The following is a 20,010-nucleotide window of genomic DNA, read 5'->3' on the forward strand; positions in this document are numbered from 1 at the left end:
CCGCTCAACAGCCCGGCGGATTAACGTCCAGGCCAATCCAGCTCCATCCCTTACCACCCGCGAATGGCACCCCATTCGCGGCAGGAGGAGCTTTGCACCCAAGCGCAGCGGATTGGCCTGCCCTCACGGCCTTTAAAATCCATGGAGAACCTCACATGGCCAATGCCAACAATCATTACGATGCCATCGTCGTTGGATCCGGCATCAGCGGCGGCTGGGCCGCCAAGGAGTTGACGGAAAAGGGCTTGAAAGTCCTGCTGCTCGAGCGCGGCAAGAATGTCGAGCACGTCACCGACTACACAAGCGCCAACAAGGAAGCCTGGGATTTCCCGCACCGCAACCGCGCCACCCAGGAGATGAAGGAGAAATTCCCCGTTCTCTCGCGCGACTACCTGCTCGATGAGGCGACCCTGGGCATGTGGGCGGACGAACAGGAAAATCCCTATGTAGAGGAAAAGCGCTTCGACTGGTATCGCGGCTATCATGTGGGCGGCCGCTCCCTGATGTGGGGTCGCCAATCCTATCGCTGGGCTCCCATCGATTTCGAAGCCAATGCCAAGGACGGCATCGCCGTCGACTGGCCGATCCGCTATGAGGACGTTGCCCCCTGGTACGATTATGTCGAGCGCTTCGCCGGCATTGCGGGCACCCGCAACGGGCTCGACATCCTCCCCGATGGCGAGTTCCTGCCCCCCATCCCGCTCAACTGCGTCGAAGAGGACGTGGCCGCCCGTATCCAGACTGCGTTCAACGGCACGCGGCACCTGATCCACTCGCGCTGCGCCAACATCACCCAGGAGCTCGAAGGCCAGAACCGCACCCGTTGCCAATACCGTAACAAATGTCGGGTCGGCTGCCCGTTCGGCGCCTATTTCTCCACCCAGTCCTCGACGCTCCCCGCCGCCATGGCGACGGGCAATCTCACCCTGCGCCCGTTTTCGATCGTCAAGCAGGTGCTCTACGACCGCGACGCCAAGCGCGCCACCGGCATCGAGATCATCGATGCGGAAAACAACCAGACCTACGAATACACCGCCGACATCATCTTCCTCAACGCCTCCACCCTCAACACCACCTGGATCCTGATGAATTCGGCCACCGATGTGTGGGAGGGCGGCCTGGGCTCGAGCAGTGGCGAATTGGGCCACAACGTCATGGACCACCATTTCCGCGTCGGCGCCAATGGCGACATCGAAGGCTATGAGGACGTCTACTATCAGGGACGCCGTCCGGCCGGCTTCTATGTCCCCCGCTTCCGCAATGTGGGCGACGATACCCGCGACTATATCCGCGGCTTCGGCTATCAGGGCTCGGCCAGCCGCCAGGGCTGGCAGCGCGAGATCGCCGAACTCAATATCGGCCGCGATTTCAAGGACGAACTGCTCCAGCCCGGCAAGTGGACCATCGGCATGACCGCCTTTGGTGAAATGCTGCCCTATCACGACAACCGGGTCACGCTGGACCACAACACCACCGACAAATGGGGCTTGCCCGTCCTCTCGATGAATGTCGAGATCAAGGACAACGAGCTCAAGATGCGCAAGGACATGGCCGACGATGCCGCCGAGCTCTTCGAGGCGGCCGGCGTCAAGAACGTTACGACCTACGACGCCGAATACGCGCCCGGCATGGGCATCCATGAAATGGGCACCGCCCGTATGGGCCGCGATCCCAGAACGTCCGTGCTCAACGCCCACAACCAGGTTTGGGACGCCCCCAATGTGTTCGTGACCGACGGGGCGTGCATGACCTCGGCGTCCTGCGTCAATCCCTCTCTGACCTACATGGCCCTGACGGCGCGCGCCGCCGATTTCGCGGTCGAAGAACTCAGGAAAGGAAACCTGTGATGATGAACCGACGCGACCTCTTAAAGCTCATCACCGCCGCAACGGGCATGTCCCTGATCGGCGGATCCATTGTCACCGCTCAGGAATTGTTCGGCCCGCAAAGCGACACGGGACGTGCCTTTGGCGAGGCCGGCAGCGCCCTTAGTGACGAGGAGATCGCCTTCCTCAACGAAGTTGCCGAGGTGATCCTGCCCCGGACCGACACGCCCGGTGCCAAGGAGGCCGATGTGGCAACCTTCATGTCGACCTATGTTGCCGATGTGTATTCGGCTGATGAGCGGGAGACATTCCTCACCGCCATGCCGGAAATCTCGGCCCGCAGCCAGGATCAGTTCGGCAAGGACTTCCTCGACCTCACCGAAGACGAACGGCTCACGCTGGTTTCCGAACTCGACGAGGAAGCCCGCGCGGCCGCCTCATCCGATGACCCGCACTATTTCACCATGGTCAAGCAACTGACCCTACTGGGGTTCTTCACATCCGAGGTCGGCGCCACCCAGGCCCTGCGCTATGAGGCGGTGCCCGGCGGTTACGACGGCTGTGCCGTCTACGAAGAGGGCCAGCCGGCCTGGGCCACCGGCTGATTTTCGATCGCCCCGGTACGGGCAAAGGTGTCGGCGGGGCCTTCCCCGCTGGCGAGGTCCCGCGGCGGACCGAGGTGTCGCATCCGGTTGCTCCCGACGGATGCGGCACCCATTGGATGGAGGAGGTGCCTATGAACATGCATTTCATGCCGGTCGCCGAAGCCGGCTTCAAATCGGCGATGGCAAATCTTGCCGGAGCCGTCAGCGTGGTGACGACACTTTCGGGCTCGACTCGGTTGGGCATGACGGCGAGTTCGGTCACCTCGTTTTCGGCCCAGCCACCCTGCATTGCCGTCAACATCAACATGGCCACCCGCACCGGCCGGGCCATGCGCGCCGGCAGCCCGCTCTGCGTTAACATTCTCGGCGACCAGCAGGACGAGATCGCCGCGATATTCGCCGGGCGGGCAGACGCCGCCGGTGACCGTTTTTCGGCCGGCCGCTGGCACATGATGAGTTCGGGCGCTCCCGCGCTCGAAGACGCAATCGCCAATATCGACTGCATCGTCGAGGACGTGATCGAACGCCACACCCACGCCATCGTGCTGGCCCGCGTCATCGCCATTGTATCCGGCAGCGAGCGCCGCCCGCTGCTTTACTGGCAACGAGGTTTCCACAGCCTGCAGACCTGACCGGTCCACTGGATAATGAGGAGATATTCCATGATCAAACACATCATTTTGTCGGGCACCGCCCTTTTGAGCACGACCGCCATGGCCCTCGCCCAGGAGGCCGAACCCACCGACGGCCAGAAATCGGAAGTGACCGAAATCTGGGAGCCGGTCCCCGAAACCGTCGAAACCCCGGAAGGCGAGCCGCCTTCGGACGCCATTGTGCTTTTTGACGGCACCAATCTCGACGCCTGGGAATCGGTCGATGGCGGTCCCGCCGAATGGACCGTGGAGGACGGCGCCTTCACAGTCGCCCGGGGTACGGGCGATATCCGCACCACCGAAAGCTTCTGCGACGTGCAATTACATATCGAGTGGCGCTCGCCTGCCGAAACCGAGGGCTATGACAGCCAGGATCGCGGCAATAGCGGCGTGTTCCTCCAGGAACGCTATGAAGTCCAGGTCCTCGACAGCTTCGAGAACCCCACCTACGTCAACGGTCAGGCAGCCTCGGTCTACAAGCAACACATTCCGCTGGTGAACGCCTCGCGCGAACCGGGCGAATGGCAGAGCTACGATATCATCTTCAAGGCCCCGATCTTTGCCGAGGACGGCTCGCTCCGCAGCCCCGCCTATATCACCGTGCTGCACAACGGCGTCGTGGTGCAGAACCACGTTCAGGTGCAAGGCCCAACCGAGTGGATCGGCTATCCGCAATATGAGGCCCATGACTGCGCGCCGATCAGCCTGCAGGACCACGACGCCGATGTGAGCTTCCGCAACATCTGGGTACGCCCGCTCTAACGCCGGTCCAGGAAGCCAGTGCAGCGCTAACCAAAAGCGCTTACCTCGATTCGACAAGGAGGAGCCCCTTTATGAGCTCGATCACCCTCTCCCGCCGCACGCTGTTGCGCGGCGCCGGCGCCGCCGGAGCGCTGGCCGCCGTGGCGGGCAACAGCGCAATGAGCACCGCCATCGCCCAGCAAGCGCCGACCACCCTCAAGGGCAACATCAACCATTCGGTCGCCCGCTGGACCTTCGGCGATCTCTCGGTCGATGAGCTGTGCACATTGGTCAAGGAGATCGGCTTTGCCGCCATCGACCTCGTGGGACCCGACGATTGGCCGACGCTGCAGCGCCATGGAGTGGATTCCTCCATGTGCAACGGCGCCGAAATCAGCCTCGAGGACGGCTGGGCCGAGCCCGATAACCACGCCGAGCTGATCGAACGCTATCTGCGCCACATCGATCTGGTGGCCGAGGCCGGCTACACCAATCTGATCTGTTTTTCCGGCAATGCCCGCGGCATGGACCCCGAAGATGGGCTTAACGCCTCCGCCGAAGGCCTCAAGCAGATCATGGGCGCAGCCGAGGAGCGCGGCGTCGTCCTGCACATGGAGCTGCTCAACTCCAAGGTCGATCACCCCGACTATCTCTGCGACAACAGCGCCTGGGGGATCGAACTCTGCCGCCGCATTGGCTCACCCAATTTCAAGCTGCTCTACGACATCTATCACATGCAGATCATGGAGGGTGACGTGATCCGCACATTGACCGACAACATCGATTATTTCGGCCACTTCCACACCGCCGGAAACCCCGGCCGCAACGAGCTCGACGAAACCCAGGAGCTCTTCTACCCCGCCATCTGCCGCGCCATCCTCGACACCGGCTTTACCGGCTATGTGGCCCAGGAATTCATCCCCAGCTCCGATGATCCTGATACCGCCGCCGAAGCCCTGCGCGCTGCGGTGATGACCTGCGACGTCTGACGCAAAGGCCGTACCCGATTTCCTCGGCTACGGCCCCAGCATCTCGATCACATAATCCGCCCGCTCCTCCACCGGCCCCTTGGGAACGATGTGGATGTCGTAGCCAAGCTGCCGGTAATCCATAAGCAGCCGTTCATATTCGGCGATTCCCGCCTCGAGACCGTGCTGGCGCTCGCTGTCCCCGACATAGATTTCCGGCCAGGGCGGAGTGAGAAACACCTGGGGATGGTAGCGATCGGTCCCGATAATCTCGTCCAGCGTGCCGCCGCCCACACTGGCGAGCGCCGAGGCGGCGTCGATCAGGCCGCGGTCGAAAAAGATCGTTCCCTCCTGCCCCGCCATGCGCCCCATGTCCTCGCGCGCCATGGCGACAGCCCGCTCGGCAAAGGCCCGCATATCGACCCAGGGCAAGGCCCGACCCTCGCCTCTCTGTTCCTCGATAACGATCCGCCGACCCGGCTCCTCCACGGTGGCATAGCCCCGTAGCGCCAACGCGCGCAGCAGTGTCGATTTTCCCCCGCCCGAGCAGCCGGAAATCACCACCAGCCGATTTGTCATGCCTTTTTGCCCTGTCCCATTCCGATACGGTCAAAATCTTTTTTGCCAACGCGAACGGTTTTCGCCTCGGCAATTCCGGGCATTTCACCTTTATGGCGCCACTACCGTATGAAAAAATCGCCTTCACACTTGGTTAGCATTTGACGCGATTGGATCGCCTTTAACGAAAATGCAACTAAAGTGAACGGATTCGGCCACCATTTCTGCCTCCGGCGTCGCTCCCGCTATCTCCTTGTGGCGAATCACAAAATCCCCCCACTAGATGCTGTAGGGAACAGATCGTGATTCCGATTCGGAACGCGATTCGGTTCGCGTTTGTTCTTTTTTCGTTCGAAACGTTAAAGACGGGGCCGCTCCGGCCATTGCCTTTCCCGTTTCGATACACCACCTTGCGAAGCAAACCATAACCCTGCCCTTGTCCCCAAAAGCGCCGATGACCTCCTTGACCTCACAGGCCGTAAAGGCCGTTCTCGGCCCGACCAATACCGGCAAGACCCATTATGCCATCGAGCGCCTGCTGGCCTATCGTTCCGGCATCATAGGCCTGCCGCTACGCCTGCTCGCCCGCGAGGTCTATAATCGCGTCGTTGAGCGCGCCGGCGTGGAGTCGGTCGCATTGGTCACCGGCGAGGAGCGCATCGTCCCCAAGGCGGCCCGCTATTGGATCGCCACCGTCGAGGCCATGCCCACCGACATGGCCGCCGATTTCCTCGCGGTCGACGAGATCCAGACCGCCACCGATTTCGATCGCGGCCATGTCTTTACCGATCGCATCCTGCATGCCCGCGGCCGTGCCGAAACCCTGCTGCTGGGCGCCCAGACCATGGAGCCGGTGATCCGGCGGCTCCTGCCCCATGCCGATATCCAGTTTCGCCCACGGTTTTCCAAGCTGACCTGGGCGGGCAGCAAAAAGCTCTCGCGCCTGCCCCGCCGCTCGGCGGTCGTCGCCTTTTCGGCCTCTGAGGTCTACGCCATTGCCGAACTGCTGCGCCGCGAACGTGGTGGGGCGGCGGTGGTGATGGGCGGACTTTCCCCGCGCACGCGCAACGCCCAGGTCGAGTTGTTCCAGAACGGCGATGTCGATTTTCTCGTTGCCACCGACGCCATCGGCATGGGGCTGAACCTCGACGTCACCCACGTCGCCTTTGCCTCCGATTCCAAATATGACGGCCGCCAGTTCCGCCCCCTGACCCCCGCCGAGATCGGCCAGATCGCCGGCCGTGCCGGCCGCCACATGCGCGACGGCACGTTTGGGGTCACCGGTGGCACCGACGAATTCGACGAGGAAACCATCGAGCGCCTCGAATCCCATGATTTCGAGCCGGTCAAGCAGCTCCAATGGCGCAGCCGCAATCTCGATTTTTCCTCGCTGCAACGGCTGCACTCGAGTCTTGAGGTGATTCCCGGGCACCAAAGCCTCACCCGCGTTCCCGTCGCCACCGACCAGCGGGCGCTCGAATTCCTGTTGCGCCGCGAAGAAGGCGCGCTCGCCACCTCCCCCTCGCGCGTGGAACTGGCCTGGGCCTGCTGCCAAATCCCCGATTACCGCGACATTTCCCCCGCCGCCCATGGCGAGATCGTCGCCCGCATTTTTTCCGGCCTCGCCCTAGCCGGAAGGATAGATGCCGACTGGATTGCCGAGCAGGTCAGGTTCTGCGACAATACGACCGGCGACATCGATACGCTATCCAACCGGATCCGCCAGATCCGGACCTGGACATTCATTTCTAACCGTAGGGACTGGCTGGAAGACCCCGCACACTGGCAGGAGACGACCCGGGCGATCGAGGACGCCCTGTCCGACGCCCTCCATGAAAAGCTGATCGCCCGTTTCGTCGACAGGCGAACCAGTGTGCTGATGCGTCATCTAAGAGACAAGCAGATGGTATCACCCCAAATCACCGAAAATGGCGAACTCACGATCGAAGGCCATGTCATTGGCACGATCGAAGGGTTCCGGTTCACCCTTTCGCGCATCGAGGGCGAAGCCGATTCAAAAAATCTGCGCTCTGCCGCCTCTTCCGTCGTTGCCCCGGAAATCGCCAAGCGCGCCGACCGGCTCGCGGGCGCGCCCAATGAGGAATTCGTTCTGACCACCGACGGCGTCATCCGCTGGCGCGGCGAGGTGGTTGCCGAACTGGCCGAAGGCCCGACGCTTTTTGCCCCCCGCATCATCATCCTGGCCGATGAGAGCCTCACGGGCCCCGATCTCGAAAAGGTCGAGGATCGCCTCTCGCTCTGGCTGCGCCACCACATCAACACCCAGCTCGAACAGATCGTCGCGCTTTTGGAGCCCGCCGAGCTCGAAGGCACCGCGCGCGGCATCGCCTTCCGGCTGGCCGAAAATCTCGGCATCATTCCGCGCGCCGAAATCGCCGAAGAAGTCAAGAGCCTCGATCAGGACACGCGCGGCAAATTGCGCAAGCTCGGCGTCAAATTCGGCGCCCATCACATCTACCTGCCCCTCACGCTCAAGCCCGCCCCGCGCGAGCTGGCGTTGATCCTTTGGGGTTTAAAGCATGGCGGTGTGCGCCAGCCCGGTATTGCCGAATTGCCCCACATCATCCTCTCGGGCCGCACCTCGTTCCCCATCGACAAGAGCTTCGACAAGCGCCTCTACGAGGTCGCGGGCTTCAAGGTGGCCGGCGAGCGCATCGTCCGCGTCGATATTCTCGAGCGCCTGGCCGACATCATCCGCCCGCTGATTGCCTTTGACGCCAACCGTCCGGTCGATACCCCTCCGCCCGAGGGCGCCGCAGAGGCCAATGGCTTCCGCGTTACCGTCGAGATGACGTCGCTGCTTGGCTGTGCCGGCGAGGATTTCGCCTCGATCTTGAAGTCGCTGGGTTACCGCGTCCGCCGCACGCCCAAGGCAGCGGCCGCCAAAACCGCTCCGGCCGAGCCTTTGGCCGATACGGCAGCAGCCGAAGCCGTTCTCGAAGGGGCTCCGGCAGAGGCAGTAGCCGAGGCCGCCGCTGTCGAGCCGGTCGCGTCAAGCGAGCCCATTGCCGACGCCGCCCTCGCCGAGGCCGCGGCGGTTGTGGCCGATGCCGAGCCCGTACCCGCCTCCATGGAGCCTGCACCCGCCGACCCGGAAGCTGCAACGCCCGCCGAGCCGGAATATGACGAGGTCTGGTTCCCCGCCGGCCGTCGCCCCGAGCGCAACAACCGGCCGCAGCGCAACAAGCCCGACGCCAATCGCGGCCCGCGCCCCGAAGGCCAACAGCGCTTCAAGGGCAAGGGTGGCAAGCCCGGCCATCACAATGGCAAGGGCGGACCGCGCGAGGATCACAACCGCAACGACCGTCCGCGCCCCGAACGCCGCGAAAAGCCGATCGACCCCGATTCGCCTTTCGCCGCCCTCGCCGCGCTCAAGACACGGAAGTGATGCAGCGCTCCGCCACCCTTAAGGCCGCTTTTGGCGCAACGCTTGCTCCAAGAGCCCCCCTCTCCCCTGGTGGGAGAGGGAGCGGGGGGGAGGGGGGCGCAGCCTTTCGACAAGCACCAGCGGCGGAAGGGTATCGTAATCTCCGCGCGCCCCTCATCCGTCCGCTTCGCGGCCTGCCATTCGAGCCCCCGCCTTCGCGGGGGCAGGCGCCGTCTCATCGCCTTTTCGCCTCCGTTCGTGCCACTGGCACGAATGGCCAAAGGACGGCTCGAACTCTCCCACCAGGGGAGAAGGGTAACCGGGGCTCATCAGGCAGTGGAGCGAGCAATGCCCGCTGACCTCCCCACCCGCCAGCGCCTCGACAAATGGCTATGGCACGCCCGTGTCACCAAAACCCGCACCCTGGCCCAAAAGCTCATCGAGTCCGGCGCGGTGCGCGTCAACGGCCAGCGGATTGTCGAGACCGACCAGCGGGTCGGTCCGGGCGACGGTCTCACCATCCAAATCCATAGCCGGTTGCGGGTTCTCAAGATCACCGGCATCGCCGACAGGCGCGGTTCGGCCACCGTCGCCGCGACGCTTTACGAGGATATTTCGCCGACCCTCGAAAAACCGGAATCCTGATCGCAAGCTGCGGCAAAACTTGGCATCCGAACGCCTTGAAAGCCGCCCCAAAAGCGTTTAGCAAGCTTTCGCTTGGCCTAATTCCTCACACTCGCCAGCTTACAGGACTGCCTCATGACCTATGTCGTCACCGACAATTGCATCAAGTGCAAGTACACCGACTGCGTCGAAGTCTGCCCGGTCGACTGTTTCTATGAAGGCGAGAACATGCTGGTCATTCACCCCGATGAGTGCATCGACTGCGGGGTGTGCGAGCCCGAATGCCCGGCCGAAGCCATCAAGCCCGACACCGAGTCCGGTCTCGACAAATGGCTCGAGATCAATGCGAAATACGCTTCGGTCTGGCCCAATCTCACCGAAAAGCGCGACGAGCTGCCCGAAGCCAAGGAAATGGATGGCGTCGAAGGCAAGTTCGAGAAATATTTCTCCGAAGAGCCCGGCGAAGGCGACTGAGCCTTTCGAGCAAAAATGGGGCCGCTTTTGCCGTTCTGATTACGCCATCCGGCAGCGCTGCGCGGTTTCCGACGGCGCTTCCCCGAACTGGGCGGCGTAATACTGCGAAAACCGCCCCAGGTGCCAGAACCCCCAGTTCATGGCGATCTCTGAAACCGTCCGCCGATCCCCTTCTGCCAGTTCGCGCCGCACCCCGTTGAGCCGCCGCTTTCTGATCCATTCGCCCGGACTGATCCCCACCGCCTGCAAAAAGGCAGAGCGCAGATCGCACTGGGCAATGCCGACCGCGTCGGCAATCTGGCGCACCGAAAGCGGTTCACCCGCCTGATCGTCCACGAAGTCGCGAATTCGCCGATAAACGGAAAAAGCCGACCGCGGCACCGCCGGTTCGGTTCCAATGGCCGCGCCAGCCAGGCCGGCCAGCCTGTCGAGCATCAATCCCGACAGCACCGCCTCTTCGAGTGCTCCAGTCGAATCGCGTGCTCCGGCGGCAAGAAGGCTGACCATCCATTGGGTCGTATCGGCCACCTGCTGGCAAGCAGGTACCGTCGCCGCATCATGCCCTACTCGCCGGCCGAGCTGGGTTTCGATCAGGTCTCGCTCCACGCAGATCAGCAGCAGGTCCGATGGACCGGTCCCGCAGGCCAGGGCTTCCCGCCCGCCGCCCGTCACCACCATCTTACCCCCGGCCATGGGATCGGCATTATAACGCCAGTCCGCCGAAGGGTTGAGCGTTGCCCCGAACACCACCTGGTCTTTTGGCGCCACCACCTCCTGGAGCACCGGCAGGCCGATGCGCTCGCGATAAATGGTGATCCCCGCCATCGACAGCGCGTCAATCTCCCCGCAATAGCGCCCCGGGGCGAGCTGAGCATAGCGCTGCTCCCAGCCGACAAGCCCCCCTTCCTGCTCGAAGGCATCGGCATATTCTGCGTGGTGAAAGGTGATCATCGGCAGTGGGCCACAAACTCGATCCGAACCAAGGCTAGCGCTCGGCTTACAAATTAGTCAACCCACCTTTATGCGCAAATATTAGGCATGCCTCTCCCTCAAACTGGATAGCGCCGCTCTCGCGCCGCTGCCTAAGCTGCCTCCATTGACTGCAATGGAGACCCCTATGGTGAGGCAACCCCTTTCTTTGGCGCTGGCGCTGGGCACTGTCCTGGCCCTGCCGACTTTGGCCCAGGACCAGGCCGATACGGAGCCGGTCGCGTCCGAAACGCTGACCGTCAAGGAGACCATCGATCCCGGGCCCAACATCTTTTCCAACGCCCAGCAATGGGGCGGCGCCAGCTCCATTCAGGTTTGGTCTGCCGAAGACCTCACCTACAAGGGCAATATGACCGCCGGCGCCATGGCGCAGATGCTCATCTCGCCCGATGGCACCAAGGCCTACGGCCAGTCCACCTACATGGCCCGCTACACCCATGGCGAAATCGAGCAGGTGCTCGAGGTCTATGACGTCGAAACCCTCTCGATCGAAAAGGAAATCCCGCTGCCCGCCAAGGCCGCCATGGTCGCAGCCTATGAGCCTTATCTGGAAATGAGTGCCGACGGCGCACTGGTCTATGTGCTCAACGCCACTCCGGCCACCTCGGTCACCGTTGTCGATGTCGAGGCTGGCGAGGTGGTCCAGGAGATCCCCATCCCCGGCTGCTTCGGCATCTATCCGGCTCTTGAAGGCTATAAATTCTCCACCGTCTGCGGCGATGGCAGCATCGCGACCTTTGATCTGGGCGAGGACGGCAGCGAGGCGGAGCGCTCCGCGACCGCGGACATCTTCGACCCCGATGAAAACCCCATCTTCATCGCCGGCAAGCGGGTCGAGGATGCCTTGGCCTTCCTCACCTACAATGGCGACCTCATCACCCTCGATGACAGCGGCCAAGCCGTCGAACTGCTCGACACGGTTTCGATCACCGACGGTGTCGAGGAGGCCTGGGCGCCGGGCGGATACGATCTTTTCACCTACAGCCCCACGGCTGGCGTCCTGTTCGTCACCATGCACTCCGAACCCTATGACGGCTCCCACAAGAACGCGTCCGAGGAGATCTGGGCCTATGATGTCGAAAGGGACGAAGTGCTCTATCGCACCCATGTGGAAGGCGTCATCTCGGTAACCGCAACCGATGCCAAAGCCCCCATGCTCTATGCCGTCAACGAGCACGAAGCCACAATCGAGATGTTCTCGACCGACCCGGAGGCCAAATTCGTCCTCAAGCACGAGGGCTCGGTGGATTCGCGCGGCTGGGCGACAGTGATCGCGGTGGCCCTATGAGCGAGCTCACCTCACTGCTTGCGGGCACGGCGGGCGCCTTCACCGCCCTGCTCTTTGCCCGCGCCGCCTGGCACAAGCTTTCCGACTTCACCGAGTTCACCGGCTTTGTCGCCGATTACGAGCTGGTGCCCGAACGGCTGGTCCGCCCGGTTTCGGCGGTTATCGTTGCGGCTGAAACCCTGGTGGTCCTCGCTTTTCTGGTTCCCGGCGGCGCCCCGGTCGGCGCCCTTGTCGCGGCGGCATTGCTGTTGGCCTATGCCGGCGGCATGGCGATCAACCTCAACCGCGGCCGCGACAGGATCGAATGCGGTTGCGGCGGCGCGGCCCAGCCCTTGAGCTGGTCGCTGATCGCCCGCAACGGGGTGCTCGCCCTCTTTGCCGCCACCGCGCTTCTCGCCCCGATCGCCCTCGATCTTGAGGGCGCCATCGCCGCCATCGGAGCCGGGTTCACGCTCTGGCTCGGCTTTGTCGCCGTCGAACAGCTTCTGGCCAACGCTGCGCTTTTCTCGCTCAAGCGCTGAGCACGGCCAAGACACATTGGATGAATTGAAATGAACGCATTGATATTTGCCGTTGGCGTGCTCTGGGTGGTGGTTCTCGCCCTGATCGTCGTCATCTTCGCCCTGGCCCGCCAGATCGGCGTCCTGTTCGAGCGCGTCTCGCCCATGGGCGCCCTGGTCAACGACGCCGGCCCCAAGATCGGTGACAGAACGCCGGTCTATACCCTGCCCAACCTCAATGGCGGCGTGGTCTCGATCGGCCCCAAGCCTTCGCGCTCCACCCTGGTCTTTTTCCTCTCGCCCACCTGCCCGGTGTGCAAGAAGCTCCTGCCCATCCTGCGCTCGGTCAAATCCGATGAAAGCAAATGGCTCGACGTGGTGCTGGCCAGCGATGGCGAGGTCGAAAAACACAAGCGCTTTATCGAAACCGCCAATCTCTCGGGCTTCCCCTATGTGGTTTCGACCGAGCTGGGGCTTGCCTACCGCGTTTCGCGCCTGCCCTTCGCGGTGCTTTATGACGAGCACGGCACCATCAAGGCCAAAGGCCTCATCAACAATCGCGAGCAGCTCGAGAGCCTGTTCAACGCCGCCGAAATGGGCGTGGGTTCGATCCAGAACTATCTCGACGCCCCCATCCCCGCCAACTGATCGCAAGGGAGCACAATAAAATGAACGGTTTGATCGACTCTCTTCTGGCCTGGATGGACCGGCGCGCCGAAAATTCGGCCCGCTCCGTCGCCCAGCACACGGGCCGCCGCAACTTCCTCACCAGGGCCGGCGCGTCCATCGTCGGCGGCGTCGTGGGCGCCACCATGCTGCCCATGCTGCCCTATGACCGCAATTTCGGCATGGCCTTCGGCCAGGAAGGGGCCTCTCCCGACGGCGACCAGACCCAGTGCGATTACTGGCGCTACTGCGCGCTTGACGGCAATCTCTGCAATGATTGCGGCGGCTCGATCACCCAGTGCCCGCCGGGCTCGGAAGCCTCCTCGGTCGCCTGGGTCGGCACCTGCACCAACCCCAATGATGGCCGCGACTATCTCGTCTCCTACAATGATTGCTGCGGCAAGGCGTCCTGTGAGGGCTCGTTCTGCTTCACATCCGAAGGCGAACGTCCCGGCTATCGCATGGGGCTCTATAACGACATCAATTGGTGCATGGCCAACGCCTCCAAGGGCTATCACTGCACCGTCGCTGTCGTAGTGGGGCTTGCCGAGTGAGGCTTTGGCTCATTTCGATCCTGGTCCCGGCGCTGCTCTTTGCGGCGCCGGGATCGGCCCAGGAGCGCAGCGCCCATGCCAATTACATCCTGCGCTGCGCCGGCTGCCACGGCATGACCGGAGCGGGCGCGCCCGATGCCGGCATTCCCGACTTCATCGGCCTGGTCGGCGCCTTTGCGGGTCTCGATGAGGGCCGCACCTATCTCATGCACGTCCCTGGCGTGGTGGGATCGGGACTTTCGGACGCCGAAATCGCCGCCGTCAGCAATTACGTCATCGAAACCTGGGCCGGAGAGTCCCTGCCCGCCGATTGGCAGCCCTTCACCGAGGCCGAAGTGACCGAACGCCGGGCCATCGACATCCCCGACGTCGTCGCCAAGCGCCGCGAAGTCGTTGCCGTTCTCGACGCCATGGGCATTGAAACCGCCGCCTATCCCTGGCCGTGATCAAATCACCTGTGACAGGTTTCGGGCGGTCAACAGAGCCCAACCTTGAAAAACGCCCAACCTATAACCATATCGTCGTTGCGTCTCCGCGAGCGCCGCAATAGGCCCCGGAGCGGCTGATTCGTAACTTTTGATTTTGTCATCAAACTGTGGTATTGTTTCCACAACCAGTCGTATCGGCCTCACGCTAACCCGGTGCCCGCGAAGGGCACTTTTTTGTGACACAGCTTCCAAGCCAGCAAAACTGACCGGAAATATTGGGCCGGGCTGTGGGGCAATATGACTGACAAATGGCCGTTCGCGGCCATCCGAGAAGGTGACGAGACGCGTCTGCCCAAAATGAATGCGTCCGTCATGGCGTCAACAGGAGTAGCCAATATGGCAACCAAAAAGACCACGCAGCGTGCGGGCTTCAAGACCGGCGAGTATATTGTGTATCCCTCGCACGGTGTTGGCCTGATTCAGTCCATCGAGGAGCAGGAGGTCGCAGGCCTCACCCTTGAACTGTTTGTTATTGCCTTCGAGCAAGACAAACTGACGCTTCGCGTGCCTGTCGCCAAGATCAAATCCGTCGGCATGCGCAAGCTCGCCGAGCCCGAGGAAGTGGGCAAGGCTCTCGATACCGTCACCGGCCGTGCCCGCGTCAAGCGCACCATGTGGAGCCGCCGCGCCCAGGAATACGAGGCCAAGATCAATTCGGGCGATCTGATCGCCATTTCCGAAGTGGTCCGCGATCTCTACCGTTCCGAGGACCAGCCCGAGCAGTCCTATTCCGAACGCCAGCTCTTCGAGCAGGCCATGGACCGCATGAGCCGCGAGATCGCCGCCGTGAACAAGCTGACCCTCACCGAAGCGGTCAAGCTCATCACCAAGAATCTCTCCAAGAGCCCGCGCCGCGGCAAGGCCGACGCGGCCGATCCCGAAGAAGCTGCCGCCTGATCGAAGGCGCTCAACCGAAATGTGAAGGCCGGTCCATAGGACCGGCCTTTTGCTTTATTCGGCCTCGCGCAACGTAAACTCCTGGGCCGAAATCAACGCCGTGAGCGTATAGATCGAAGCCGTCAGCCCGTAATAGGAAATGGCGTAGAATTCCTCGCGCGGCACACGCACATATTGCCCGTTCCGGCAGGCCCAGAGCGCATCGCAATATTGCGGGAACACTTCCCGCATCCGCTCGTCGGCAGCCTCGGGCCCCTCGCCTCGATCGGAGCGATAGCTGTCGATGATCAGATCCGCATCGACCTCCTCGATCCGCTCGGCGCTGAGCCTGATCTCGGTGCCCACATCGAGGGTGTCCATGAGCGCCGGCACCCGGAAGCCGGCATCGCGCACCGCGATTCCAAGCGAACCGAAGGTATGGGGCACGGTCATTGTCCCTTCCGAGGCCGTGATCACCGAAACCGTGATCTCGCTCGTATCCACCAGCGCCCGAAGCTGGGTAAGCTGGGTCTCGTAACGCGCCGTGAGCCGCGCCAGCGTATCCTGCGTGTTGGTGATCTCGGCTAACTTTTCATAGATGCCCATATAATCGTCGGCGGTCGGGTCGAGCACGATGGTGGGGGCGATCATTTCGAGTTGGTCCAGCAATTCGTCCCGGCCGCCATAGACCACGATCAGGTCAGGCTCGACGTTGAGCACCGCCTCGGCGCTGATGTCGCTGCCCACGAATTCGATGTCGCTGTTGTCGAAGTCGATGCCCGTCGCCAGCTTTGCCGCCCGGATATAGGGTCCGGCATCGCCCTCGCGCCCATGGCTGGCCACCGGCACCACGCCGAGTTCGAGCAGCGGCACGGTAACCCGCAAATCGTCGAGCGAAACGATCCTCTGCGGGTCGACGGGTATGTCCACTTCCCGTCCCCGGTCGTCAACAAAGGTCCGGGTCTCCTGACCCATTGCCACGGTGGGCAGAAGGACCAGAAAGAGGGCAAAAACGATTTTGAGCATGGCTATCCTTTCGCGTCCTCCCTCGCCTTGATAATAAGATGAGTCAGAATATCAAGTTAAAAGACACGAAAAACCCCGCGCAAAGCGCGGGGTCGCCGTCGGGGCCATTCGCCCCGCACCACCCTCTAGGCGGCTGGCATGTGAAGCGGACGCAGTTTGGGAGTCGTATCTCCAGCGCTACCACACATAGTTGTCGTAGTGTTCTTCGGGGCTGCTATAGGTCGAATGATTGTAGTGCTCTTCAGCACTCTCATAGTTGTAGTGATCGTAGTGCTCTTCGGCACTCTCATAGACATAATTGTTGTAGTGGTCTTCGGGGCTGTCGTAGTTGCCTCCGGCCAGGGCCGCCGAGGTCAGCGACAGCAGCGCCGAAGTTGCAAGGGCAAGCGTGAGGGCAAGCGGCTTGTTGAGCATAAGCTCCTCCTTTTGCATGAACTCTTTTGCAGCAAGTATCAGCCCGGCGTGACGATGCCGAAAACCTGAGATCACGCGCCGGTGATCAAGATGCTAGCCGCGAAGTCGGAGGTGTCAAATTCTAGTTTGATGACAGTCTAAGCCGTTAACGCGGCAAGCATTTCCCCGGTATTTGGCTACGCGGCAAGCCGGACGCGGCCACAGATTCCACACAATTGGATACCAACGGCTCGGGCCGAGCCCTCATGAGGGGCCACACCTATTCGACCTGCACCACCTTATAGGGCATGCCGTTCTCGGCCGGATCGCCCGGCAAAAGGTTGTTGAGCACCAGGAACAGTTCCCGCCCGCGATTGAGCTGGCCCATGCGCTGGGACAGCGTATCGGCATCGTCGCCGCCGCCGGCGCGGACCAGCCCGAGCTTGATGGTGCGGACGGCGGCCAGGTCCGAGGCCTGGGTGCGCCGCAGGCTGTCGATGGTTTGCTGCGCGCCGGCCCGGAAGGCCTGCGTATCCTCGCGCCCCGCAAAGATGAAGCGGAAGACGTTCCCGTCAATCCGCGCCACGGACACGTCGAAATGCCATTCCTCGGTCCGGGCCCGGCCCGTCGCCGTTTCAATGCCGTTGACAGTGCGCGTCGTCACCGTTTCGGGCTGCAGCCCGGCGATCCAGCCCGAGCGCAGGTAATCGGCCAGCGGCGTCGCCGGGGCCACCTGCGCGCTGTCGAAGCGCAACGCCGCCCCGTCGCCGGCCACCGCCACCACCGCCTGGTTCGACATCTGCAGCGTGTAGCTCGAAGGCACGGTGAAGGTCAGTCGGTATTGCGGGCTGATATAGCGTTGCCCGACGATTGCACCCTGGCGGCTGGAATCCCCGAAGGTGATGCCTTCGATGGCCGTTAGATACCCCTGCCGGTCGGTTGTCCCGGTTCCCGGCTCGCCATAATTGCGCGCCTCGTTGATGGCGCGTTGGATGCGGTCGGGGGTCGAGGGATGCGAGGAAAGGAAATCCTCGCCGCCATTGGAAGCGGAAACGAACTGGGCGAACCGCCCCATGGCGGTCAGGAACCGCGCCGCCGCATGCGGATCGTACCCGGCCCGCGCCGCGATCTTGATCCCTTCCCGGTCCGCTTCGAGTTCCTGGTTCTGCGAAAACGCCGCAAGGTTCTGCGCCGTGCGTTCGGCCGTGGCGTTAGGATCGATCACCCCGCCCAGAACCCCGGTGATCACCCGGTCGACGATTTCCGATGTCCGCACCCGGTTGGACCGCGCCCGCGCGTGCCGCAGGGTCACGTGAGCGATTTCGTGCGCGATCACCGCCGCCAGTTCGCTCATGTCGTTGGCCAGCGCCAGAATGCCGCGCGTCACATAGATAAACCCGCCCGGCAGCGCGAAGGCGTTCACTTCGCTCGAATCGAGAATGGTGATGGTGAACTGGGTCGAAGGCTGGCCCGCCGCCGCGAGCAGCTTGGAGACCATGCGCGCCAGCATCACCTCGGTCGAGCGATGCTCATAGACCCCGCCATAGGAAGCGATGATACGCGGGTGCTCGCGCAGCCCGATCACCGTGTCTTCGGGATCGGTTCCCGCCGGCACGGCGGGCGCCGAACCGCTGGTCTGGCGCGTGGCGATGTTCGAGCCCCCGATCAGCCCCGAACAGCCCGCAACGGCGGCAACGAGCACCAGGCTCGAACCGGAAAGAAAGGCCCGGCGTGTCAGTTGTCTTTCACTCATGGCCTTGCCAGGACCTCGATCTGCTCGGGATGCGTCACTTCGATGCGCGGACCGTCATCCACTTCGATCCAGCCTCGCACCCGGATCACCGCATTGTCCAGTGACAGTGGATCGATGCCCGCAGCCTCGAAAACCCTCAACCCCGCCCGCTCGATCACGACGGTGAAATCCTCGCGCCAGACGCGTCCGAAATTGAGAAAGACCCGGCTGCCCGCCGCCTCGGCATTGAGCACCCGGCCGTCGACCAGTTCATATCCGCCCTCGCGCTCGAGCAGCGTCTCGGGGTGAGCGGCGTCGCGGATCGCGTAATAGGGATCGCGCCAGATTCCGGCGCCCTCGGCCCGCCCCTGCCCCTCGGCGACGTAGAGGAGATCGAGGCACGAGCGGTTGTCGGGAAACGAATAGACGCGCGCCAGTCCCGAGCGCAGCATTTCCGCCTGCACCCAAAGGTCTTCCCCGTCTTGCTCGACAACCACATGGGCCAGCGCGCGCCCATGCCGGTCGCGCGTTTCCCCGCCATAGTGGAGCGTCACGGTCTTGCCCATGACGAGGCTTTCGATCCTGTCCCTGGCTTCGTCAGCCAGCGGCCAGGTCTCGAACCCCTCGCGTCCCAGCGGCAGCTTGGGCGCCTGAATGCCCACCAGCCGCACGGTCAGCCCGCTATCGAGATCGATGGTATCCCCATCGGAAATCGCTACCACGCGCCCGGTGGGGCCTGGAGTAAGGCTATCGCATGTTTGGGAAAGCGCAGGCGCCGCACCCGGCACAGCCATGAGAAGTGTCGTCACGAGCAACCGTCTGAGCAAGTTTTGGCCTCTAACCAAGTACCGGAGCCGCCCGGCATCCTCTCGACGAACCGCCGCACACCCCCGCAATGCTTCGGAATCGATTATGCGGCCACTGTGCACTTAATTGCGGCAAAAATCATCAATATTGTCCGCGATGCCGAGCTTTGGCCGCTTAGGTGTTGCATTTGCGCGGCTTTGCGTCGCCGGTGCGCTACGCCACCGCCCTGTTCTTCTCAATCATCCCCGCCAGCGCTTGCACCTGCCGGTCGGCGATGCCCATTTCCTTTAGATGCTGCGCGGTGTTGAGCACATAATCGACATTAGGCCCCGCCTCGCCCACGGCGCCATCCACCAATGCAAGCTGTTCTTCCAGCGACAGCCGCCCCGCATATTGGACATGGTGCGGATCGGCGACAAAGGTCAGCGCCTCGACCAGTTCCCCGCTCGCCAGCCGCGCCGGGCGATGGGTTTCCAGATACACCCCCGTCACCTGCTCGCGCTCGCGCAGATACTCGCGCACCTCGATCCAGTTCTCCTCGGCCACCTTGAACGCCATCCCCACGCACGCCCCGCCGCGCTCGAGCCCGAACACCAGTCCCGGCCGCTCGGCCGTGCCCCGGTGACGATGAGAATAGATGCACAGCCTTCTGTGCACACCGCGCAGCAGCGCCCGCTCGGCCCGCTCGAAAGCAAAGCCCGGTCGCCAGATCAGCGAGCCATAGCCGAAAACCCAGGGAACGGGGGAGGAATCTTGCGCCATGGCCATGAGATGACACGCGCCGGCCCGCCGTGCAAGGGATGGCCCCGCATGCCAGATTTGCACTTTGCCCCATGACGGACACGGACGAACC

Annotated in this window: 21 protein-coding genes; 14 read left to right on the forward strand and 7 right to left on the reverse strand. The window is 63.0% G+C overall.

Translation table 11 applies throughout. The annotated features are described in order from the left end of the window. The first annotated feature begins 155 nt into the window (after positions 1 to 155). The 5 genes from NO932_RS17275 (at position 156) to NO932_RS17295 (ending at position 4,814) form a co-directional block, all read left to right on the forward strand. Entirely contained in the window at positions 156 to 1,847 is a 1,692-nt protein-coding gene (locus NO932_RS17275) for a GMC family oxidoreductase (protein WP_309208632.1), read from the forward strand. After that, on the forward strand, positions 1,847 to 2,431 hold the full coding sequence (locus tag NO932_RS17280; protein WP_309208633.1) for a gluconate 2-dehydrogenase subunit 3 family protein: 585 nt from the start codon (positions 1,847 to 1,849) through the stop codon (positions 2,429 to 2,431). The genes NO932_RS17275 and NO932_RS17280 overlap by 1 nt, the downstream gene beginning before the upstream one ends. Positions 2,432 to 2,562: 131 nt before the next feature. Continuing rightward, positions 2,563 to 3,063 carry a flavin reductase family protein gene (locus tag NO932_RS17285; protein WP_309208634.1) on the forward strand — a complete coding sequence of 167 codons (501 nt, stop codon included), beginning with the start codon at positions 2,563 to 2,565 and terminating at the stop codon, positions 3,061 to 3,063. Positions 3,064 to 3,093: 30 nt separating this feature from the next. Then, positions 3,094 to 3,846, forward strand: a complete 753-nt coding sequence (locus NO932_RS17290) for a DUF1080 domain-containing protein (RefSeq protein WP_309208635.1) — start codon at positions 3,094 to 3,096, stop codon at positions 3,844 to 3,846. 71 nt (positions 3,847 to 3,917) lie between these two features. Beyond that, entirely contained in the window at positions 3,918 to 4,814 is an 897-nt protein-coding gene (locus tag NO932_RS17295) for a TIM barrel protein (protein WP_309208637.1), read from the forward strand. Positions 4,815 to 4,841: 27 nt separating this feature from the next. Here NO932_RS17295 and NO932_RS17300 read toward each other — a convergent pair whose 3' ends face one another. Continuing rightward, positions 4,842 to 5,372 (reverse strand): AAA family ATPase, encoded by a 531-nt coding sequence (locus NO932_RS17300; RefSeq protein WP_309208638.1) that lies wholly within the window; start codon positions 5,370 to 5,372, stop codon positions 4,842 to 4,844. A gap of 433 nt (positions 5,373 to 5,805) precedes the next feature. On the opposite strand from NO932_RS17300, the gene NO932_RS17305 reads away from it, so the two are divergent. From NO932_RS17305 to fdxA, 3 genes are all read left to right on the forward strand, one after another. Further along, positions 5,806 to 8,760, forward strand: a complete 2,955-nt coding sequence (locus NO932_RS17305) for a helicase-related protein (RefSeq protein WP_309208639.1) — start codon at positions 5,806 to 5,808, stop codon at positions 8,758 to 8,760. Between the two features lie 327 nt (positions 8,761 to 9,087). Further along, entirely contained in the window at positions 9,088 to 9,384 is a 297-nt protein-coding gene (locus NO932_RS17310) for an RNA-binding S4 domain-containing protein (RefSeq protein ID WP_309208640.1), read from the forward strand. A gap of 114 nt (positions 9,385 to 9,498) precedes the next feature. Then, positions 9,499 to 9,837 (forward strand): ferredoxin FdxA, encoded by a 339-nt coding sequence (gene fdxA, locus NO932_RS17315; RefSeq protein ID WP_309159874.1) that lies wholly within the window; start codon positions 9,499 to 9,501, stop codon positions 9,835 to 9,837. A gap of 39 nt (positions 9,838 to 9,876) precedes the next feature. On the opposite strand, the gene NO932_RS17320 is transcribed toward fdxA, so the two are convergent. Next, a complete protein-coding gene (locus NO932_RS17320) occupies positions 9,877 to 10,788 on the reverse strand; it encodes a helix-turn-helix domain-containing protein (protein WP_309208641.1) in 912 nt (303 codons plus the stop codon). 166 nt (positions 10,789 to 10,954) lie between these two features. Here NO932_RS17320 and NO932_RS17325 point away from each other — a divergent pair, with 166 nt between their 5' ends. From NO932_RS17325 to NO932_RS17350, 6 genes are all read left to right on the forward strand, one after another. Next, positions 10,955 to 12,115: an amine dehydrogenase large subunit gene (locus NO932_RS17325; RefSeq protein ID WP_309208642.1), complete on the forward strand. Its 1,161-nt coding sequence runs from the start codon at positions 10,955 to 10,957 to the stop codon at positions 12,113 to 12,115. Beyond that, positions 12,112 to 12,636, forward strand: a complete 525-nt coding sequence (locus tag NO932_RS17330) for a MauE/DoxX family redox-associated membrane protein (RefSeq protein WP_309208643.1) — start codon at positions 12,112 to 12,114, stop codon at positions 12,634 to 12,636. Before NO932_RS17325 ends, NO932_RS17330 begins: the two co-directional genes overlap by 4 nt. Before the next feature lie 30 nt (positions 12,637 to 12,666). Then, a complete protein-coding gene (mauD, locus tag NO932_RS17335; protein WP_309159870.1) occupies positions 12,667 to 13,263 on the forward strand; it encodes a methylamine dehydrogenase accessory protein MauD in 597 nt (198 codons plus the stop codon). 20 nt (positions 13,264 to 13,283) lie between these two features. Further along, on the forward strand, positions 13,284 to 13,835 hold the full coding sequence (locus NO932_RS17340) for a methylamine dehydrogenase light chain (RefSeq protein WP_309159869.1): 552 nt from the start codon (positions 13,284 to 13,286) through the stop codon (positions 13,833 to 13,835). Further along, positions 13,832 to 14,281, forward strand: coding sequence for a cytochrome c (locus NO932_RS17345; protein ID WP_309208644.1), 450 nt, complete (start codon positions 13,832 to 13,834; stop codon positions 14,279 to 14,281). The genes NO932_RS17340 and NO932_RS17345 overlap by 4 nt, the downstream gene beginning before the upstream one ends. A gap of 378 nt (positions 14,282 to 14,659) precedes the next feature. Beyond that, entirely contained in the window at positions 14,660 to 15,220 is a 561-nt protein-coding gene (locus NO932_RS17350) for a CarD family transcriptional regulator (protein WP_309159867.1), read from the forward strand. A 54-nt stretch (positions 15,221 to 15,274) separates the two neighbouring features. On the opposite strand, the gene NO932_RS17355 is transcribed toward NO932_RS17350, so the two are convergent. The 5 genes from NO932_RS17355 to NO932_RS17375 form a co-directional block, all read right to left on the reverse strand. After that, positions 15,275 to 16,225 (reverse strand): ABC transporter substrate-binding protein, encoded by a 951-nt coding sequence (locus NO932_RS17355; protein WP_309208645.1) that lies wholly within the window; start codon positions 16,223 to 16,225, stop codon positions 15,275 to 15,277. Between the two features lie 177 nt (positions 16,226 to 16,402). Next, positions 16,403 to 16,639, reverse strand: coding sequence for a hypothetical protein (locus NO932_RS17360; protein ID WP_309159865.1), 237 nt, complete (start codon positions 16,637 to 16,639; stop codon positions 16,403 to 16,405). Between the two features lie 259 nt (positions 16,640 to 16,898). Beyond that, a complete protein-coding gene (locus NO932_RS17365) occupies positions 16,899 to 18,371 on the reverse strand; it encodes a M48 family metalloprotease (protein WP_309208646.1) in 1,473 nt (490 codons plus the stop codon). Beyond that, complete coding sequence (locus NO932_RS17370) at positions 18,368 to 19,159, reverse strand: thermonuclease family protein (RefSeq protein WP_309208647.1); 792 nt, start codon at positions 19,157 to 19,159, stop codon at positions 18,368 to 18,370. Before NO932_RS17370 ends, NO932_RS17365 begins: the two co-directional genes overlap by 4 nt. Before the next feature lie 211 nt (positions 19,160 to 19,370). Continuing rightward, positions 19,371 to 19,925 (reverse strand): gamma-glutamylcyclotransferase, encoded by a 555-nt coding sequence (locus tag NO932_RS17375; protein WP_309208648.1) that lies wholly within the window; start codon positions 19,923 to 19,925, stop codon positions 19,371 to 19,373. Between the last annotated feature and the right edge of the window lie 85 nt (positions 19,926 to 20,010).

The sequence above is a fragment of the Pelagibacterium sp. 26DY04 genome (assembly GCF_031202305.1).
GTDB lineage: Bacteria > Pseudomonadota > Alphaproteobacteria > Rhizobiales > Devosiaceae > Pelagibacterium.

Coding starts and splice junctions, on each gene's coding strand:
- NO932_RS17350 (WP_309159867.1), top strand. CDS start 14,660: ATGGCAACCAAAAAGACCACGCAGCGTGCGGGCTTCAAGACCGGCGAG.
- NO932_RS17340 (WP_309159869.1), top strand. CDS start 13,284: ATGAACGGTTTGATCGACTCTCTTCTGGCCTGGATGGACCGGCGCGCC.
- NO932_RS17280 (WP_309208633.1), top strand. CDS start 1,847: ATGATGAACCGACGCGACCTCTTAAAGCTCATCACCGCCGCAACGGGC.
- NO932_RS17375 (WP_309208648.1), bottom strand. CDS start 19,925: ATGGCCATGGCGCAAGATTCCTCCCCCGTTCCCTGGGTTTTCGGCTAT.
- NO932_RS17320 (WP_309208641.1), bottom strand. CDS start 10,788: ATGATCACCTTTCACCACGCAGAATATGCCGATGCCTTCGAGCAGGAA.
- mauD (WP_309159870.1), top strand. CDS start 12,667: ATGAACGCATTGATATTTGCCGTTGGCGTGCTCTGGGTGGTGGTTCTC.
- NO932_RS17290 (WP_309208635.1), top strand. CDS start 3,094: ATGATCAAACACATCATTTTGTCGGGCACCGCCCTTTTGAGCACGACC.
- NO932_RS17285 (WP_309208634.1), top strand. CDS start 2,563: ATGAACATGCATTTCATGCCGGTCGCCGAAGCCGGCTTCAAATCGGCG.
- fdxA (WP_309159874.1), top strand. CDS start 9,499: ATGACCTATGTCGTCACCGACAATTGCATCAAGTGCAAGTACACCGAC.
- NO932_RS17355 (WP_309208645.1), bottom strand. CDS start 16,225: ATGCTCAAAATCGTTTTTGCCCTCTTTCTGGTCCTTCTGCCCACCGTG.
- NO932_RS17305 (WP_309208639.1), top strand. CDS start 5,806: ATGACCTCCTTGACCTCACAGGCCGTAAAGGCCGTTCTCGGCCCGACC.
- NO932_RS17275 (WP_309208632.1), top strand. CDS start 156: ATGGCCAATGCCAACAATCATTACGATGCCATCGTCGTTGGATCCGGC.
- NO932_RS17325 (WP_309208642.1), top strand. CDS start 10,955: ATGGTGAGGCAACCCCTTTCTTTGGCGCTGGCGCTGGGCACTGTCCTG.
- NO932_RS17365 (WP_309208646.1), bottom strand. CDS start 18,371: ATGAGTGAAAGACAACTGACACGCCGGGCCTTTCTTTCCGGTTCGAGC.
- NO932_RS17360 (WP_309159865.1), bottom strand. CDS start 16,639: ATGCTCAACAAGCCGCTTGCCCTCACGCTTGCCCTTGCAACTTCGGCG.
- NO932_RS17295 (WP_309208637.1), top strand. CDS start 3,918: ATGAGCTCGATCACCCTCTCCCGCCGCACGCTGTTGCGCGGCGCCGGC.
- NO932_RS17310 (WP_309208640.1), top strand. CDS start 9,088: ATGCCCGCTGACCTCCCCACCCGCCAGCGCCTCGACAAATGGCTATGG.
- NO932_RS17330 (WP_309208643.1), top strand. CDS start 12,112: ATGAGCGAGCTCACCTCACTGCTTGCGGGCACGGCGGGCGCCTTCACC.
- NO932_RS17300 (WP_309208638.1), bottom strand. CDS start 5,372: ATGACAAATCGGCTGGTGGTGATTTCCGGCTGCTCGGGCGGGGGAAAA.